The organism is Promicromonospora sp. NFX87 (genome assembly GCF_048564965.1).
Lineage (GTDB): Bacteria > Actinomycetota > Actinomycetes > Actinomycetales > Cellulomonadaceae > Promicromonospora.
In genome coordinates this window covers 1,158,876-1,174,505 of sequence record NZ_CP183413.1, presented here as the reverse complement: position 1 = coordinate 1,174,505, position 15,630 = coordinate 1,158,876, and the positions used below count along the sequence as shown (strand labels likewise).

The 15,630-nt window shown below is 74.6% G+C and carries 14 protein-coding genes; 7 read left to right on the top strand and 7 right to left on the bottom strand.

Annotation, left to right across the window (positions count from 1 at the left end):
- Positions 1-35: 35 nt before the first annotated feature.
- The 5 genes from ACNYC2_RS05200 to mqo all read left to right on the top strand — a co-directional run bounded on the left by ACNYC2_RS05200 (position 36) and on the right by mqo (position 3,985).
- Complete coding sequence (locus ACNYC2_RS05200; RefSeq protein ID WP_419705998.1) at positions 36-254, top strand: SCO4848 family membrane protein; 219 nt, start codon at positions 36-38, stop codon at positions 252-254.
- A gap of 96 nt (positions 255-350) precedes the next feature.
- On the top strand, positions 351-902 hold the full coding sequence (locus ACNYC2_RS05195; protein WP_419705997.1) for a TetR/AcrR family transcriptional regulator: 552 nt from the start codon (positions 351-353) through the stop codon (positions 900-902).
- 63 nt (positions 903-965) lie between these two features.
- Positions 966-1,619 (top strand): pyridoxine/pyridoxamine 5'-phosphate oxidase, encoded by a 654-nt coding sequence (locus tag ACNYC2_RS05190; protein WP_419705996.1) that lies wholly within the window; start codon positions 966-968, stop codon positions 1,617-1,619.
- A gap of 47 nt (positions 1,620-1,666) precedes the next feature.
- Entirely contained in the window at positions 1,667-2,359 is a 693-nt protein-coding gene (locus ACNYC2_RS05185) for a maleylpyruvate isomerase family mycothiol-dependent enzyme (protein WP_419705995.1), read from the top strand.
- A gap of 123 nt (positions 2,360-2,482) precedes the next feature.
- The gene (gene mqo / locus ACNYC2_RS05180; protein ID WP_419705994.1) at positions 2,483-3,985 is read left to right on the top strand and encodes a malate dehydrogenase (quinone); all 1,503 of its coding nucleotides are present in this window, start codon (positions 2,483-2,485) and stop codon (positions 3,983-3,985) included.
- Between the two features lie 21 nt (positions 3,986-4,006).
- Here mqo and ACNYC2_RS05175 read toward each other — a convergent pair whose 3' ends face one another.
- The 5 genes from ACNYC2_RS05175 to ACNYC2_RS05155 all read right to left on the bottom strand — a co-directional run bounded on the left by ACNYC2_RS05175 (position 4,007) and on the right by ACNYC2_RS05155 (position 10,508).
- On the bottom strand, positions 4,007-5,287 hold the full coding sequence (locus ACNYC2_RS05175; protein WP_419705993.1) for an MFS transporter: 1,281 nt from the start codon (positions 5,285-5,287) through the stop codon (positions 4,007-4,009).
- A 61-nt stretch (positions 5,288-5,348) separates the two neighbouring features.
- Positions 5,349-5,933, bottom strand: coding sequence for an ArsR/SmtB family transcription factor (locus ACNYC2_RS05170; RefSeq protein ID WP_419705992.1), 585 nt, complete (start codon positions 5,931-5,933; stop codon positions 5,349-5,351).
- A 75-nt stretch (positions 5,934-6,008) separates the two neighbouring features.
- Positions 6,009-7,481: a hypothetical protein gene (locus ACNYC2_RS05165; RefSeq protein WP_419705991.1), complete on the bottom strand. Its 1,473-nt coding sequence runs from the start codon at positions 7,479-7,481 to the stop codon at positions 6,009-6,011.
- Complete coding sequence (locus tag ACNYC2_RS05160) at positions 7,462-9,009, bottom strand: hypothetical protein (RefSeq protein WP_419705990.1); 1,548 nt, start codon at positions 9,007-9,009, stop codon at positions 7,462-7,464. Before ACNYC2_RS05160 ends, ACNYC2_RS05165 begins: the two co-directional genes overlap by 20 nt.
- Complete coding sequence (locus ACNYC2_RS05155) at positions 9,006-10,508, bottom strand: hypothetical protein (protein WP_419705989.1); 1,503 nt, start codon at positions 10,506-10,508, stop codon at positions 9,006-9,008. Before ACNYC2_RS05155 ends, ACNYC2_RS05160 begins: the two co-directional genes overlap by 4 nt.
- 180 nt (positions 10,509-10,688) lie before the next feature.
- Between ACNYC2_RS05155 and ACNYC2_RS05150 the strand changes: the two genes are divergently transcribed.
- Complete coding sequence (locus ACNYC2_RS05150) at positions 10,689-12,200, top strand: hypothetical protein (RefSeq protein WP_419705988.1); 1,512 nt, start codon at positions 10,689-10,691, stop codon at positions 12,198-12,200.
- Between the two features lie 20 nt (positions 12,201-12,220).
- Here the strand turns inward: ACNYC2_RS05150 and ACNYC2_RS05145 are convergent, their stop codons facing one another.
- Positions 12,221-13,528 carry a glycosyltransferase gene (locus ACNYC2_RS05145; protein WP_419705987.1) on the bottom strand — a complete coding sequence of 436 codons (1,308 nt, stop codon included), beginning with the start codon at positions 13,526-13,528 and terminating at the stop codon, positions 12,221-12,223.
- Between the two features lie 38 nt (positions 13,529-13,566).
- Between ACNYC2_RS05145 and ACNYC2_RS05140 the strand changes: the two genes are divergently transcribed.
- Complete coding sequence (locus tag ACNYC2_RS05140) at positions 13,567-15,042, top strand: hypothetical protein (protein ID WP_419705986.1); 1,476 nt, start codon at positions 13,567-13,569, stop codon at positions 15,040-15,042.
- Between the two features lie 26 nt (positions 15,043-15,068).
- Here ACNYC2_RS05140 and ACNYC2_RS05135 read toward each other — a convergent pair whose 3' ends face one another.
- A complete protein-coding gene (locus tag ACNYC2_RS05135; RefSeq protein WP_419705985.1) occupies positions 15,069-15,479 on the bottom strand; it encodes a hypothetical protein in 411 nt (136 codons plus the stop codon).
- Positions 15,480-15,630 lie beyond the last annotated feature (151 nt).

The window sequence follows — 15,630 nt, the reverse complement described above, 5'->3', positions numbered from 1 at the left end:
GCAAGCGCATGGTCAACCGCCGCCATACTGGAGCCGTGGAGATCTCCGTTGGTTGGTCCGTCGTACTTCTTGCCACCGCTGCCTGGAACCTGCTCATCTGGCCGCGGTTCTGGCAGCGCATCGCCGCCGACCCCCGGTCGCGCGACGCCGACGGGCGGGCGACGAAGTTCCTCACCGTGCACAGCGTCCTGATCGCGGTCTCGCTCGCGCTCGCCCTGGCGGTCGGCGTGCTGGGCGTCATCAGCCTGTTCTGACCCGACCCCGGCGGGGCGCCCGGATCACGCAGCTGACCTGGGCGTTCGATCCGTCATTGGTTGCGCACCATACCTGGAGGTAGGTATGGTGCAGCGATGAGCACGCCGACCGCACGTGACCGCCTCATCGACGCCGCGCAGGATCTCTTCGCCGTCCAGGGGGTCGGGCCGACGAGCCCCCGCGCGGTGCTGGCGGCCTCCGGCGTCGGACAGGGCAGCCTCTACCACCACTTCCCCACCAAGCACGACCTCGCCGTGGCGGCCGTCGGCGCGACCGTCGACCAGCTCCTCGCCCGGGCGATGACGACGCTGGGCAGCGACTCCCCCGCGATCCAGCGGCTCGTCGACTACCTCGAACGGCCGCGCGACGCCCTGGCGGGCTGCAGGATCGGCCGCCTCACCGCCGAACAGGCAGTGCTGGACGACGACGGCCTGCGCGACGTGCTCACCGCCTACTTCGTGCGCCTGCTCGGCACCCTCACCACGATCTTCCGCGAGACCGGGCTGCCCGACGACGTCGCCCGCGACCGGGCGCACGCCGCCCTCGCGATCATCCAGGGCGGCTACGTCCTGGCCCGCGCCACGCAGGACCCGGAAGCGCTGACCGCGGCGGTGCGCGGCTTCGTCGGCCTGCTGACCACGAACTGAGCAACCAGCTGACCCACCAGCTGACCCACGAGCTGACCACCAGCCGACCACCAAGGAGAACCCGTGACCTTCCGCGAGCGCCTGCGCGCCCTGCCCACCTTCGCCCGGCCAGGGCTCCCGGCCTTCGACCCCGACGCCGCGCCGCCCACGCCGCACGAGCTGTTCGTCGCCTGGATGGACGAGGCGATCGAGGCGAACCTGCTCGCGGCGCACGCCATGACGCTCTCGACGGCCGAGCCCTCGGGACGTGTGCATGCCCGGACCGTGTCGCTCAAGGACGTGACGGCGGACGGCTGGTGGTTCGCCTCGCAGTCGTCGGGTCCCAAGGGCCGCGAACTGGCGGCCAACCCGCATGCGGCGCTGACGTTCTTCTGGCCCGAGCTGGGCCGCCAGGTCAAGGTGACGGGCAGCGCGGCGTCGGCGGGCGAGGAGGCGAGCCGTGCGGACTTCCTCGCACGACCCGACGCCTCGCGGGCCGCCGGGATCGTCAACCGCCAGAGCGAGCCGCTGTCGTCCCGGGAGGAGTACGTACGGGCCTTCGAGGAGGCCCTCGCCGCGGTCACCGCCGACACCGAGCTGGCCGCCCCGGACTGGACCGCGTACGTCCTCGCTCCGACGGAGGTCGAGTTCTGGCAGGCGCCCGACGACGGCCCGCACACCCGTCTGCTGTACCGGGCCGAGGCCGACGGCTGGGCCCGCGGCCTGCTCTGGCCCTGAACCCTCCGCACGTACTCCATGACGCCGCCCCGACGAAGGAGCCCCACATGAGCAGCACAGAGAACAGCACCGTGAGCAGCACCAGCACCCTCTCGCACGCCCTTGCCGACTCCGACGCCGGCCTCGACACGCTGGTGTCCGCCGTCGGGCAGCTGACCGAGGCGGACCTCGCCGCGCCGTCGACCCTGGAGGGCTGGACGCGCGGTCACGTGCTGTCCCACATCGCGGCCCTGGGCAACGCGCTGCGCGGCCAGGCGCAGGCCGCCGGACGCGGCGAGGTGGTTCCCGTCTACGCGAGCCAGGAGGCGCGCAACGCCGGGATCGAGGCGGGCTCGGGCCGCACCGTGACCGAGCACCTGGCGGTCCTCGGCGCCCTGCGCGACGACCTGGCGAGCGCCTGGCCCGAGCCCGGGTCGCCGCTCTGGGCCGCCCCCAGCGGGTACCGTGGCGGACCCCTCTCGGGCTGCCTGCTCGCCTGGTGGCGCGAGGTGCGGATCCACTCGGTGGACGCCCTGGCCGGCACGTCCCAGGAGGTCGGGTACGAGACGTGGGACGACGCCCTGTGCGACCACCTGCGCGAGTTCCTGGCGGTGCGGCTGCCCGACGGCGTCGCCGTCGACGACCTCGCGGGCGACCCGCGGGACGTGACGGCGTGGCTCGCCGGGCGCGTGCCCGCGACCCCGCTGCCGGGTGGGCTGCCCGAGCTGGGGCCGTGGCCGTCCGCCGTCCCTGCCAGGTGAGCGGGGCGTGAGCAGGGCGTGAAGGCGGCGGGCGCTGTGAGCGTGAGGGAGGTCACGGATCGCATCACGTGATTCACGCCACAGCGCTCGTTCAACTTTTCACAAGCCCGCTATCGTTCTTCCGTGACTTCTTACCTCCAGACAGCCCCGCGTCCCTCCGAAGAGGTCGACGTCGCGCTGATCGGCGGGGGGATCATGAGCGCCACCCTCGGCGCGCTGCTCACGATCCTCGAGCCGACCTGGCGTATCGGAATCTACGAGCGCCTGGACGAGGTGGCGCTCGAGTCGTCGAACCCGTGGAACAACGCGGGTACCGGCCACGCCGCACTCTGCGAGCTGAACTACACGCCGGAGCGCAAGGACGGCTCCGTCGACATCTCCAAGGCGGTGAAGATCAACGAGCAGTTCCACACCTCCCGCGAGTTCTGGAACCACCTCCTGACCGCCGGCCTGATGGAGGGCACCGACTTCATCAACGTCACGCCCCACATGACGTTCGTGCGCGGCGCCGAGAACGTCGACTTCCTGCGCCGCCGCTACGAGGCGCTCAGCGCGCACCCGCTGTTCAGCGACATGGAGTTCAGCTCGGACCCCGAGGTCATCGGGCAGTGGACGCCGCTCATGACCCAGGACCGCGACGCCGACGAGCCGATCGCGGCCACGCGCTCCGTCGCGGGGACCGACGTCGACTTCGGGTCGCTGACCAAGAAGCTCGTCGAGTTCGCCACGTCGCACAACACCGAGCTGCACCTGAACCACGAGGTCCGGGGCCTGAAGAAGCTGCGGGACGGGCGCTGGCGCCTGAACCTGCACGACCGTTCCTGGAACGCGGGCACCCGCCGTCGTACCGTGCGGGCGAAGTTCGTCTTCGTCGGCGCGGGCGGTGGCGCGCTGCCGCTGCTGCAGGCTTCCGGCATCAAGGAGGCGCGCGGTTACGGCGGCTTCCCGATCTCCGGCGAGTTCCTGCGCACGGACAACCCGGCCATCGTGTCCCAGCACCAGGCCAAGGTGTACGGCAAGGCCGACGTCGGCGCACCGCCGATGTCCGTGCCGCACCTGGACACGCGCATCGTGGACGGCAAGAGCTACCTGATGTTCGGCCCGTACGCGGGGTTCAGCCCGAACTACCTGAAGAAGGGCAAGTACCTCGGCCTGATCACGTCGCTGCGCCTGCACAACATCGGCACGATGCTCGGCGTCGCGGCGAAGAACATGGACCTCACCGCGTACCTGGTCGGCCAGGTCGTCGCCGCCCCGGAGACCAAGTTCCACGAGCTGCAGCGGTTCATGCCGACGGCGCAGCCGGGCGACTGGGAGCAGATCACCGCCGGCCAGCGCGTCCAGGTGATGAAGTGGGTCAAGGGCAAGGGTGGCGTGCTGGAGTTCGGCACCGAGGTCGTCGCGGCCAAGGACGGCACCATCGCCGGCCTGCTCGGCGCGTCCCCGGGCGCCTCGACCGCCGTCGCCGCCATGACCGGGCTGCTCGAGCGCTGCTTCCCCGAGCGGTACACCGAGTGGAAGCCGCAGCTCACCTCGATGATGCCGAGCCTCGACGGCGGCGCGGACTACGACGCCGCGGAGCTCACCGCGGCGGACGCGGCCCGACGGGTCCCCGCAGGAGCCTGAGCACCACCGCCGACGGGACGGCTAGACGCCCAGCCGTCCCGTCGGCAGCTCCCGCATCCGCGCGAGCGGCGAGAGCAGCACGCCCCAGCACGCGAGGCAGTGCACGGCCGCCATCACCAGGATCGTCTCGCGCACGCCGATCTCCCCGCCGAGCCAGCCCGCGACGACGCCGGCCGCCGGCATGGTGCCGAAGTTCACCACCTGCATCACCGTCATCACCCGGCCACGCAGGCCGGCCGGCACGTACCGGAGCCGCCACGCGTTCCGGATCACGTTGCCCGCCACCACGAACAGTCCGGTCAGGAAGCCGCCGGCCGCGCTGAGCGCCGCGCCAGACCCTGGCAGGCCCGCGCCGACGAGCAGCGCGGCGGGGCCGCAGAGCACCAGCAGCACCGTGGAGGCCCGCCCGCTCCCGAGGACCCGGCTCAGGTACGGGGCGACGAGGGCGCCCACCACCCCGCCGCCGCCCGCCACCGCGAGGACGGCGCCGACCCCTGCCTCGGTCAGGTGCAGGTCGCGCACGAGGAACAGGACCAGGAGCGCCCCGTACCCCGCGAGCCCGAAGTTGGACAGGCCGCCGATGCCCACGAGCCACGGGATGTAGCGGTCGCGGCGCACCAGGTCCACGCCCTCACGGATGCGCGTGAGCAGGGGTTCGGCCGGGCCGTCGGGCGCCTTCGCCGGCCGGGGCAGCCGGATGCGCCACAGGCACACGGCCGACCAGAGAAAGGTCACGGCGTCGAGCGCGATCCCGGCCGCGGCCGTGAGCCACTGGGCGAGGAGGCCGCCCAGACCGGGCCCCGCCACCTGCGCGGCGGACTCCGTACCGAACAGCCGCGAGCTCGCGGACTCGAGCTGCTCGGCGGGCACCACCTCGGGCAGGAACACCTGGTACGCCGTCCGGAAGAACACCGTGCAGACCCCGCCCACCAGACCCACGGCCACTATGTGGGTCAGCGTGAGGACGTCGAGCGCGAAGGCCAGCGGCAGGCTCCCGAAGGCGGCGGCGGACACGAGGTTCGCGACGATCATCACCCGCCGGGCAGGCAGCCGATCCACCCACGCGCCCGCCGGCAGGCCGATCACCAGCCACGGGAACCACGTCGCGGCCGCGATGAGCCCCATCCAGGTGGGCCCGGCGTCGAGCTGGGTCACCGCGAGCAGCGGCAGCAGCGTCGAGGTCGTCGCGTTGCCGAGGAGGCTCACGCCCTCGCCCAGCCAGAGCAGGCCGAAGGCCCGGTTGCGCCCGAGGGGTCCCGCGTCGGAGGTGGTGCCGCGGGGAGGCGCTGTCGACGTCGTCATATCGACAGGCTAGACGTACAAGACTTCTTGTACAAGTACTCTTTTTCAGTTCGAGGCAGGGCTAGGGCTGCGAGGGGAACGCCCGCGCGAACAGGAAGACGTGCTCACGCTCGTCCGCGCCGTCCTGGGCCTCGACTGCTCTGCTCCGTTCCTTCCAGCGGCCCACCAGCGCGTTGATCTCGTCGCTGAGCTCGGTCAGCTCGTCCGGGGTGAGCCGCAGCCAGGAGTCCGTGGCGAGCTCGGCCCGGCCCCACTCCTCGTTCGGCTCGGAGCGTTCCAGCCAGGCGCGGGCCCGCTCGACCTGGCGCGCCAGCATGAACTCCTCGGCGGCCACGGCCTGACGCTGGCTCTCGGCGTCCTGCGGCAGCGTCGACCGGCCCCAGGTGATGGACCGCGCCGCCCGGCGCCACCAGCGCTCCCGCCCGTCGCGGGCCAGCTCCGGCGCCTCCTCGACGAGCCGGGCGGTCGCCAGCACCCGCATGTGATGGCTGATGCTCCCGACCGCCAGCCCGGTGCGCTCGGCCAGCACCGACGCCGTGGCGGGCCCCTGCGCCGTCAGCGAGTCGAGCAGGCGGGAACGGGCGGGGTTGGCCAGGGCGGTGACGGCCCTGGCCTCGGTGAGCGTGCGGACGTCGTCGGAAGCCATGTAGGCAGGGTAGGACGGCGCCAACGGCGACGTCGCGCCTCGGCGTTCGGCCGGCTGAGCACAGCGCGGCTGCGCTCAGCCGGTCGCCAGCTCTGCCAGGTGGTCCGCCCAGCGGTCCAGCAGGGCGTCGACCGTCCGCACCGCGACGTCGGTGCGCGGCATGCGCGCGCGCACCGCCAGGCCGTCGTCGGTGCGGGACACCCAGACCTGGAGATCGTCGGCCCGGGTCGCCGCCGAGACGTGGTGCGCCCGCCGTTCGGCGGCCGCCGCGTGGCCGGGGAGCCGGCGGTAGTCCAGGTAGGACACCTGGAAGATGTCTCGCCGCGGGAACCGCAGGGGGTGCGGCAGCGTCTCGACCAGCTGTTGGAGCGGCACCGCGGACAGCTCCCGCGCGGCCCGCAGCGCCTTGCCGGTGGCGGCGATCGCAATGTCGGTGACCGTGTCGGTGATCATGCCGGCCCTCGCTCCGGCCGGCACAGGGGCGTCCACCTCGATGCGCAGCGGCACGGTGGTCGTGTGCCAGCCGACGGCCCGATGGGCAGTCTCGTCGGCGCGGGTATGCACCGGCAGGAGCGTCTCCAGCACAGTGGGGCCGCCGAGGTCGGCGACGGCCCGGGCGAAGGTGGCCAGCACGGCCGCCGACGTCGACGCACCAGCCCCTGCGGCGCGCCCTGCGACGGCGCCGGCAGTAGCCGAGTCGGCCAGGGAGCGGACCACCGTGCGCTGCGGTACCCGCTCGCCGTCGGGCACGCCGAGCGGGAGCGGGAAGGTGGGCAGCGCCCAGCCGCGTTCGCGAAGGAAGCCGTGCCAGGTCGCGAGCCGCGGGTCGTCGACGCCGACGTACGCCGGGCCGACCACCGGAAGGGCCGACGCCGCTGCCGCCGTCGGGCGAACCACGACCGTCGGGCGGGCCCCGGCGACGTTTCCGAAGCCCGCCGCGCCCGCCGCGACCGCTCCGGCCAGAGCGGGGACCCGCGCCGCCGCGTACCGGGCATGTTCCGCGTAGGCAGCCGCCAGCTCGTCGACGACGACGGTGGTGGACCACGCGTCGGTGTGCAGGTGATCCATACCGAGCAGGACGGTGGACCGGTCGGGGCGGCTGATCACCGCGGGCAGGAAAGCCGGGTAGCCGAACGGCGCGCACCGCCGGCCGAGCTCCCCGACCAGGTGCTCGCGGGTCGCCGCGACGGTGCGGGTGACCGGTCCGTCGGCGAGCTGCCAGACGAGGGTGCCGGGGTCGTGCCGCACCAGGCCGACGTCGCTCGCCTGCCCGGGAGGCCGGCGGACCGCCTCCGTCTGGAGCCCGGGATGCCGGGCGACGAGGTCCCGGAAGGCTTCCTCGAGCGCCAGGACGTCGACGGGGCCTTCGACGTCGAACGCGGCGGTGATCCAGACGCTCGGCTCGCCGTGCGCCGTCCCGAGCAGATGGTTGCGCTGGTTGAAGGTGATCGGCGCGGGTTCGGGCACCTGGCCGGCACCCGGAGTGACGTCCCAGGTGATGAGCAGGCCCGGCGCGGGCTCCCAGAGGTCAGCCGAGAGAACCCGCACCGGTCGCCTCCAGGCGCTCGTCCCGGGCGACGCCGTCGGCCCCGACCGGCACGTCGACCGGTGCGCCCCCAGCGGCCGCCGCCTCGAACGTGGCCGTCAGCTCGGCGATGTACCGGTCGACGGCGGCCTGCGCCGCCGGCGCGTCCGGACTCTGCGTGACCAGATACAGCCGCTCGTGGTCCCGGTTCACCCACAGGGACGCGTTCGCGGTGCGGCCCTCCCCCGTGAAGTGCAGGCCGTTGTCGTAGGCCGGCCGCCCGGCGCCCGGGAACCGGCGCAGGTCCAGGTAGCTGATCAGCTGCGGGCTGCCGAGCGAGGCGGGGTCGAGCACGCCGTCGGCCAGCATGACGCCGAGCGCGGCGTGCACCGGGACCTTCGCCACCTTCCTGGCCTGCCGGAACGCCGCGTCCGCGGCGGGCAGGACGGCGGCGAAGGACGCCGGGACGCCGTCGTCGGCCACGGGGAACGTGACCGGGGCGAAGTTGCACAGCCAGCCCTGCGTGGTCTCGAAACCGGGTCCTCGGGTGCCGACCACCGTGACGCCGAACCAGTCGGCGGCGCCGGTGAGCCGGGCGTCGGTGAGCGCGATACCCGCGAACACCGCACCGGTGAAGCGGGCGCCGTGGGCGGCGACGAGCTCGTCCAGGCGGGCGAGGCCGTCGGCGTCGAGCAGGGTCGCGGAGCGGATCCGCACCGGGGCGGTCTCGCCGGGCGGCAGGCCGAGGTCCAGCGCAAAGCTGGGCAGGCGGCCGTCGTGCGCGGTCACGGCGTCGGCCCAGGCCCGGATCTCCGGGGCGTCGGCGGGGGTCGCGGCGGCGAGGGCGTGCTCGGCCTCGGCGTGGGCGAGGAAGGATCCGGCGGTGTCGGGTTCGGGTCTCGACAGGCTCGGCCCGCGGGGATCGCTCGACCCGCCGGACGAGTCCAGCTCCTCGGCGTACAGCTCCTCCAGCTCGCTGAGCACCATGAGCTGCGACGCCCCGTCGGTGAACGCGTGGTCGCACCCCCAGAACAGGCCGAACCCGTCCTCGGCGACCACGGCCCCGAGCGCGAACGGCGCCCAGGAGTCGGGGCGGCAGGCGGCGTCGAACGTCTCGGTGAGGTGCGCGGTCACCCAGTCGTCCCACGAGCCGCCCGGCCGCGGCGCGAACGCGGGCACCGCCACCGGCTCGAAGGCGACGGCGTCCGCCGGCACCAGGTGCCGCACGGGAGTACCGCCAACGGTGCAGGCATCGACGTCGAACCACGTGCGCAGGCCCTCGTGCCGCCGGACCAGCCGGGTCAGCGCGCGGGCCAGCGCCGCGCCGTCGAACACACCGTCCAGGCGGGAGGCCGTGCCGGTCCAGGCGCGGTGCCGGCCGCCGGCTGCCCGGCGCGCCGCATAGGCGCGCAGGTGGTCGCCCTGGAGGAACGACGGCGGTCCTGGATCCACCGGGGCCGACGCCGCGGCGGCGCGCGCGTGGGCCGTCGGCCGCACGTGCAGCACCTGGCCGGGCGTCGTGGTCCACGTGCCCATCGCGCCGAGGATCATGCGACCGCCTCCCGCACGCTCGCCGTGCCGAAGGCCCGGAAGCAGTCCCGGAGCTCCGCGACCAGCGCGTCCATCGCGGCGTGCGCCTCGGGGGTGTCCGGGTACCGGGTCGAGACGTTGAGCCCGTCGTGGGTGCGCAGGAACCACAGGTAGAGCTCGTCGGTGCCGTACGCGGGGCTGCGCAGGGTCCTCGCCTCCCAGGTGCTCCAGCGTTCGGCGCCCGGCACGAACCGGGTGTCGACGTACGACACCGCGAAGTGCGGGCCGTCGGTGATGCCGCCCAGCTCGGCGATGCGCGCGAACGAGTACCGCACGAGCGGTTTTCCCGCGGAGACCGCCGCGTGCACCCGCTCGATCGTCGCGGTCAGCGCGTCGCCGTCGACGACCGGGGTCGGCTCGCCCTGGCCGGCGGAGACCGTGCGCAGCACCGGGTCCACCCCCGCGAGGTCGAGGTCCACGGGGCACAGGCCCACGTACCAGCCGACGGCGGCCGCGTGCTGCGGCGCGTACCGGGTGTGCATGGGCAGGACGAACCGCAGCCGGTCGGGCCCGTGCACCCGCCGCGCGGCGTGCGCGAACGCGGCGAGCACGCCGGACTGGGCGGAGGCGCCGCGGGCACGGCTGCGGGCGCTCAGGTCGTCGGTCTGGTCCGCGGTGGCGAGCCAGTACGACCGGGACGCCTGCGGGCGGGCCGCCTCGGCATCGTCGACGGCCGGGCGGGTGATCCCCGTGCCGTAGCGGGGGAAGGTCACCTCGGGACCGAGGAAGTCGAGCCAGCGGCGCACCGGCTCGCCGTCGGCGGCCAGCGTCATGGCGAGCTTGCGGTCCTCGGCGGAGAAGTCCACGTGGGAGCCGACCTCGAGGGCGCGCAGGTCGGCGTCGGGCACGCCCTGGCGGGCGGCGTCGTACAGGGAGACGATCTCCTCGAACCACAGGAGCTGGGAGTACGCGTCCATCACCGAGTGGTCGGCGCCGAACGCGAGCACGAAGTGGTCGGCGCGCCCCGGCCCTGAGTCCGGGTCCGATTCTGGGTCCGATTCCGGGTCCGATTCTGGGTCCGGGGCCGCCGGGACGACGCTCGCCAGGACGCAGTGCGGCCAGGCGGTCGGCGAGACGTCGGCGAGCAGGCTCGGCAGCAGCGCGGTCACCTGGTCGGCGGTCAGGTCGCCGACCACCAGGTCCCGGATCGCGACGGCCTCGGCGGGGGCGGTCACCCGGCGCCAGCCCTGGCCGGCGTCGCGCGTGACGGTGGTCCGGAGCACCTCGTGGCGGCTCATCCACGCGTGGATCGCGCGGCGCAGCGGCTCCGCCTCGTACGGGCCGGGCACCCGCAGCACGGAGCCGATCCACGAGCCCGGCTCGGAGTCGCGCAGGTGCGCCTCGTGCCCCGGGGACAGCTCCCTCGGGTCCTGCAGCCAGCGGCCGGCGTCGGCGCGCGGCGTCCATGACGTCACGGTCCCGGCCGGCAGGTCGTAGGCCGAAAGCTCGGTGTATTCCATGCGTGCGGATCCCTAGATCGTTATGTGGGCACGGCCAGCACGACGTCGGACGAGTTCCGCGGTCCCCTTGCGGCGACAGTTATACCGGATATAGCGGGTGAAAGTCAGCCTCATGGGTATGGTTCACCCGAACTACGACGGTTACCCCCAGAGCGGGACCGACCGAGACGGAGGACGAGCGTGCCGAACCAGGCGTCCGAGCTACGGCTGCAGTTTGCCGACGACATGTTCCTGCGCAGGCACGACGGCGAGGCCAGTCCCGCCGTCAACCAGGTGCTGTGGCGCCTCGACGGCCCGTACGACGCGGACCGCCTGCGCGAGCTGGCCGAGGGGCTCGCCGCCGGGTCCTTGCACCGCCGGGTGGTGCGCGCCCGGGTACCCGGCGCCCGGCACCGGTGGGCGCCCGCGGGCACGCTGCCCGTGCTCGACCTGCAGACGGCGACCGTGGCCGAGAGCGCCGTCGGGGCCTGGGCACAGGCGCAGGCCGATCTCCCCCTCGACCCCGCCCGCGGCCGCTCCTGGCGGCTCGTGGCCGCGGACGTGGTGGCGGATTCGGGGGCGGGGGCTGGGGTTGCGGCTGGAGCGGACGGCGGCTCCGTCGTCGGCGGCATCGTGTCCCTGACCTGCGCACATGCCGTCGCGGACGGCGCCGCGCTGATCGACGCCCTGGTGCGCGCCTCGACGCGTGCCGACCCGATAGTCGTCCCGGCGCCCGAGCGCGGGACCCGGGCGCTGCTCGCCGATGCCGCCGATGCCGCCGCACAGGCCGCGGCCGTCGCGCGGTGGGCGCAGGCGAGGGCGCGCCAGGCCGCCCGCGGACGCCGGACGCCGCCCGCGACCCTGCTGATCGAGGCCCCCGCGCCTTCGCAGGTCGAGCCTGTCGAGACCCCCGACACCTCGCTGGTCGAGCCTGTCGAGACCTCCGACACCTCGCTGGTCGAGCCTGTCGAGACCCCGGTTTCGACAAGCTCAACCAACGGTGCGGCGGAGGGCTCGGCCGGCGCAGGCGGGGACCGCTGGCGGGCCCCCGTGCTGCATCTCGAGCTGCCCGCCGACCGGGTGGCCCAGGTCGCCGCCGAGCACGGCGGGACGCCCAACACGTGGTTCGTCGCGTTCCTCGCCCGCCTCGTGCACGCCACCGGCCGCTTTCCGGGCGAGCCGGTGCCCGTCGCGCTACCGGTGTCCACCCGGGGCGAGGACGACCCGCGCGCGAACTCCACCAAGATCGCCCGGGTCACGATCCCGGCCGACGTGCTCGCCACGCGCGACCTCGGCTGGGTGCGGGCGGCGACCAAGGAGGCGTACACCGCCGTCGGCCGGGCGGAGCCTGGTGTGTCGCCCGTACCGCTCGAGCTGGTGCAGATGCTGCCCGACACCGTCGTGAGCAAGCTGCCGCAGCCGCCCGCCGCCGCCGCGCTGGCGTCCAACCTCGGCACGCCGCCCGAGGGCTACACACAGGCGCCCGGCGGGGCGGTCCGCGCGGTGGCCACGCTGTCGCACTACCAGGGGGCCACCGCGGCCGAGCTGCGTGCCGCCGGTGGCGGGCTGGTCGCCTTCTGCACGACGGTGGGCCACGCGACGGTGCTCAGCGTCGCCGGCCTGGACCCGGACCGCGTGGCAGACGCCGACACGCTGCGCGACCTCGTGCTGGCCGAGACGGACGTCTGGCAGATCCCGGCGGAGCCGTGGTGACGGCGCGCCGCCGCTTCGGCTCAGCCGGAGACCGCGCCGGAGACCGCGTCAGCCGCCGCGGCGACCGCCCGGTCGGCGGGGACGAGCCGCGCGCCGAGCGCGACGGCCCGGGCCGCGGTGGCGTCGTCGAGCACCTCGGCGAGGGCACCGGCGAGCACGCCCGGCTGCGTGAGCGTGCTCGCGCGGCGAGCGACCCCTACCCCGGCGCCCCGCAGCAGGTCGCCCCACATGGGCTGGTCCGCCGAGTACCAGCCGACGACGGCGGGCAGCCCCGCCCGCAGCACCGCCCCGGTGGTGCCCGCGCCGCCGTGGTGCACCGCCGCGCGGCAGCGGGGCAGCACCGCCGCGTGGTCGACGGCGCCGACCACGCGCACCCGCTTCTCGTCCACGCCGGACCCGGGGACGCCGCCGTCGGCCGCCGAGAAGTCGTTCCACCCGGCGCTGACCAGCGCCCGCACGCCGAGCTCCGCGCACGCGGCGTCGACGGCGGCGAGCAGCGCGGGCGGGTCGGCGACGGGCATCGAGCCGAATCCGACGTAGACGGGCGGGTCGCCGTCGTCCAGCCAGGCCGCGAGGCCCTCCTCGAGACCGGACCCGGAGCCGGCCTCTCCGAGGCGGGCGCGGGCGTCGTCGTCCAGCGCGAGGAAGCCGGTCAGCGGACGGCGCGGACCCCACTCGTCCGCGAGGCCGGGCACGAGCGCCGGGTCGTAAGCCTGGACCTCGACGACTCCGGCGTCGCGCAGCCTGGTCGGCAGGTGCACGCGGGCCCTGCCGAGGCCGAGCTCGCCGCGCTGGTCGTTCTCCGCGCGCCGGGTCAGGTCCCAGCGCACCCGCTCCCCCAGCGCCCAGGCCGCCCGAGTGGCGCCCGACCCGCGCAGCCCGCTCACCGGCGACACGACCCGGTTGGCCCGGACCGGGCAGTAGTGCAGGGCGGCCATGCCGAGCCCGCGCCGCTCGGCGACCGCGGCCGCGACCTCCTGGCCGAGCAGGCCGGTCACCACCGTGTCGGCGGGGCCGACGTCGTCCAGCAGGGCCAGCAGGCCGGTGCGCAGCTCGTCCCAGCCCGCCGCCGCGACGGCGCGCAGCGCCCGCACCCGCCGCACGGGGTGGGGCGAGCGCATGTCGCGCCGCACCAGGTCGGAGCCCAGGAGGGCCGCCGAGTCGATGCCGAGCGGCACCGGGTCGAGGCCCAGGCGTTCGGCCAGCGGCACGAGGTTGGGCGCGACGCCCGTGACCACCTCGTGCCCGCGACGGCGCAGCTCCAGGCCTACCGCGAGGGCCGGCTGGACATCTCCTCGACTGCCCACCAGGGCCAGGACGTGACGCACGCGCGCACTCTACTCACCCGCCACCCACCGGAGGCCCCGTGACCAGCCCAGTGACCAGCCAAGCGACCACCACCGACCGGGCGGCCAGCAACCGCCTCACCTACGACGACGACCTCTTCCTCCGCACCCGGCGCGTCCTCGGGGTGGCGGTGGTGAACCAGACGGTCTGGCGCCTGCCCGCGCCGCTGGACGCCGCGGCCGTGCACGCCCTGCACAGCGGCCTGGCGGACGGACCGCTGCAGCGGGTGGTGCGGCCCGGCCGCCTCCCGGGTGCCCGGGCGCGCTGGTCGGCCTCCACGGTGTCGCTGGACCCGACGATCGAGTCCACCCCCGTGCCCGACGACGCCGTGCTCACCTGGGCGGACCGGCAGGCGCAGGCGAACCTGGACCCCGAGCACGGTCCGACCTGGGCCCTCGCGGCGGCGCCGACGGCGAGCGGCGGCAGCGTGCTCAGCTACGTCACGTCGCACGTGGTCGCCGACGGCGGGATGCACATCGGCGCGTTCCAGGCAGCGGTCGCGGCAGCCACTGTCGCCGCGGGCAAGGCGGCCATCGGTCCGGCAGCCACCGAGGTGCGGCCCGCCGGAGCCGTCGGCGTGACCGGGTCGCCGTCCGCCCGCAGGCTGCCCAAGGAGGGCGAGCGCATCCGGACCGGCCTCGTGGCCGACCTGCGCGACGCCACCGGGCAGGCGCGCGCCGCGGTGGGCGGCCTGCGACAGGCCGCCAGGCAGGGCCCGGTGCCGCCCGTGCTCGCGCAGCAGTCGGCGGACCGGCCCCGCCCCGAGCCGCGCACCGACGACGCGCAGCCCGCCAACCCGCCGGTGGTCGTCGTCGACACCGACGCCTCGACCTGGCACCGCACCGCGCACGCGGCCGGCGGGACGGCGAACAGCCTGCTCATCGCCGTCTGCACGGAGATCCTGCTCGCCGCCGGCGCCGCGACCGCGGGCATGCCGGTGCGCGTCTCGGTGCCCGTCAGCCTGCGCGGCAAGGACGACCTGCGCTCCAACGCGACGTCCGGAGTCTCGATCGCCGTCGACACCACGGTGACCCCCGCGCCCGAGCGGGCCGGGGTGGTGACCGACATGGCGCAGATCCGCGCGAGCGCCGCCGCCGAGTTCCGGGCCCTGACGTCCGGCACCCGGGTGGACACGCTGGGCCCGCTGAAGCCGCTCATGCAGATGGTGCCCGACGCCGTCGCGAGGCGCGCCGCGCGAGACGCCACCGCGCCGCTGTGCCTGGCCTCGAACCTCGGCCGGCTGCCCGCGACGTTCGCCGCCCCGCTGGGCACCTCCGCCTCGAGCGTGCTCATGCGCGGCGTCACACAGGGTCTGACCCGCGGGCGCCTGCGCCAGATGCGCGGCGGCCTGGACTCCTGGTGGTCCGAGCACGACGGCGTGGCGACCCTGGTGGTCCTGGGCCTGGACGACACCCACCTGGGCGAGCCGTCCCAGATCCGGGCGGCGATAGAGAGGGTCTACGCCCGCCACGGCCTACCGACCCGCTTCTGGTAACGATCTCCAGTGGTCGGACGGCGGGGTCACGCCGCCATGTGGACCGGAGGGTGGCCGTTGGTCCGGGTCACCGGGGCGGGGTCCGCCTTCGGCTTGTGCCGGAGCGTCACCAGCACGCCGGCCGACGCCGCCGCGAACACGAGCACGCCGAACCCCGTGGCCCAGGCGTCGAGGTCGGCGGTCAGCGCGAAGGCGACGATCGCCGCCGCGGGGACGACCAGGCCGATGAGCACCGAGTACCGGGCGTGGAGGAGGACGCGCGCCGTCCGCGCGACGAACCAGCTCACGACCGCCCAGGTGAGCAGCGTGAGCGTGGTGCCGACGACCGACGCGAACACCTCGCCGGCGTTGTGGGCCCCGGCAGGCGGGCCGAAGTAGAAGAGCTCAGTGGTCGCGACAAGCACCAGGAACCCCACGATCGCGACCGTTCCGGTCACGAGAGAGCGTTTCAACACTGGGCCTCCGCACTGAGGATCTGCACCGGACTCTCCTGGCGCGCCCTTTATACCAAGTCGTTGCCGCGCGATGTCAGCGCGTCATCGTCAATTCACCCACAGAAGACCACGGGAAAGCAAAAGGCGCGAGGCC

What these genes read in the sequence shown, in the direction of transcription:
- ACNYC2_RS05195 (WP_419705997.1), top strand. Translation starts at nt 351, where the DNA reads ATGAGCACGCCGACCGCACGTGACCGCCTCATCGACGCCGCGCAGGAT.
- ACNYC2_RS05170 (WP_419705992.1), bottom strand. Translation starts at nt 5,933, where the DNA reads ATGGCTTCCGACGACGTCCGCACGCTCACCGAGGCCAGGGCCGTCACC.
- ACNYC2_RS05155 (WP_419705989.1), bottom strand. Translation starts at nt 10,508, where the DNA reads ATGGAATACACCGAGCTTTCGGCCTACGACCTGCCGGCCGGGACCGTG.
- ACNYC2_RS05160 (WP_419705990.1), bottom strand. Translation starts at nt 9,009, where the DNA reads ATGATCCTCGGCGCGATGGGCACGTGGACCACGACGCCCGGCCAGGTG.
- ACNYC2_RS05175 (WP_419705993.1), bottom strand. Translation starts at nt 5,287, where the DNA reads ATGACGACGTCGACAGCGCCTCCCCGCGGCACCACCTCCGACGCGGGA.
- ACNYC2_RS05185 (WP_419705995.1), top strand. Translation starts at nt 1,667, where the DNA reads ATGAGCAGCACAGAGAACAGCACCGTGAGCAGCACCAGCACCCTCTCG.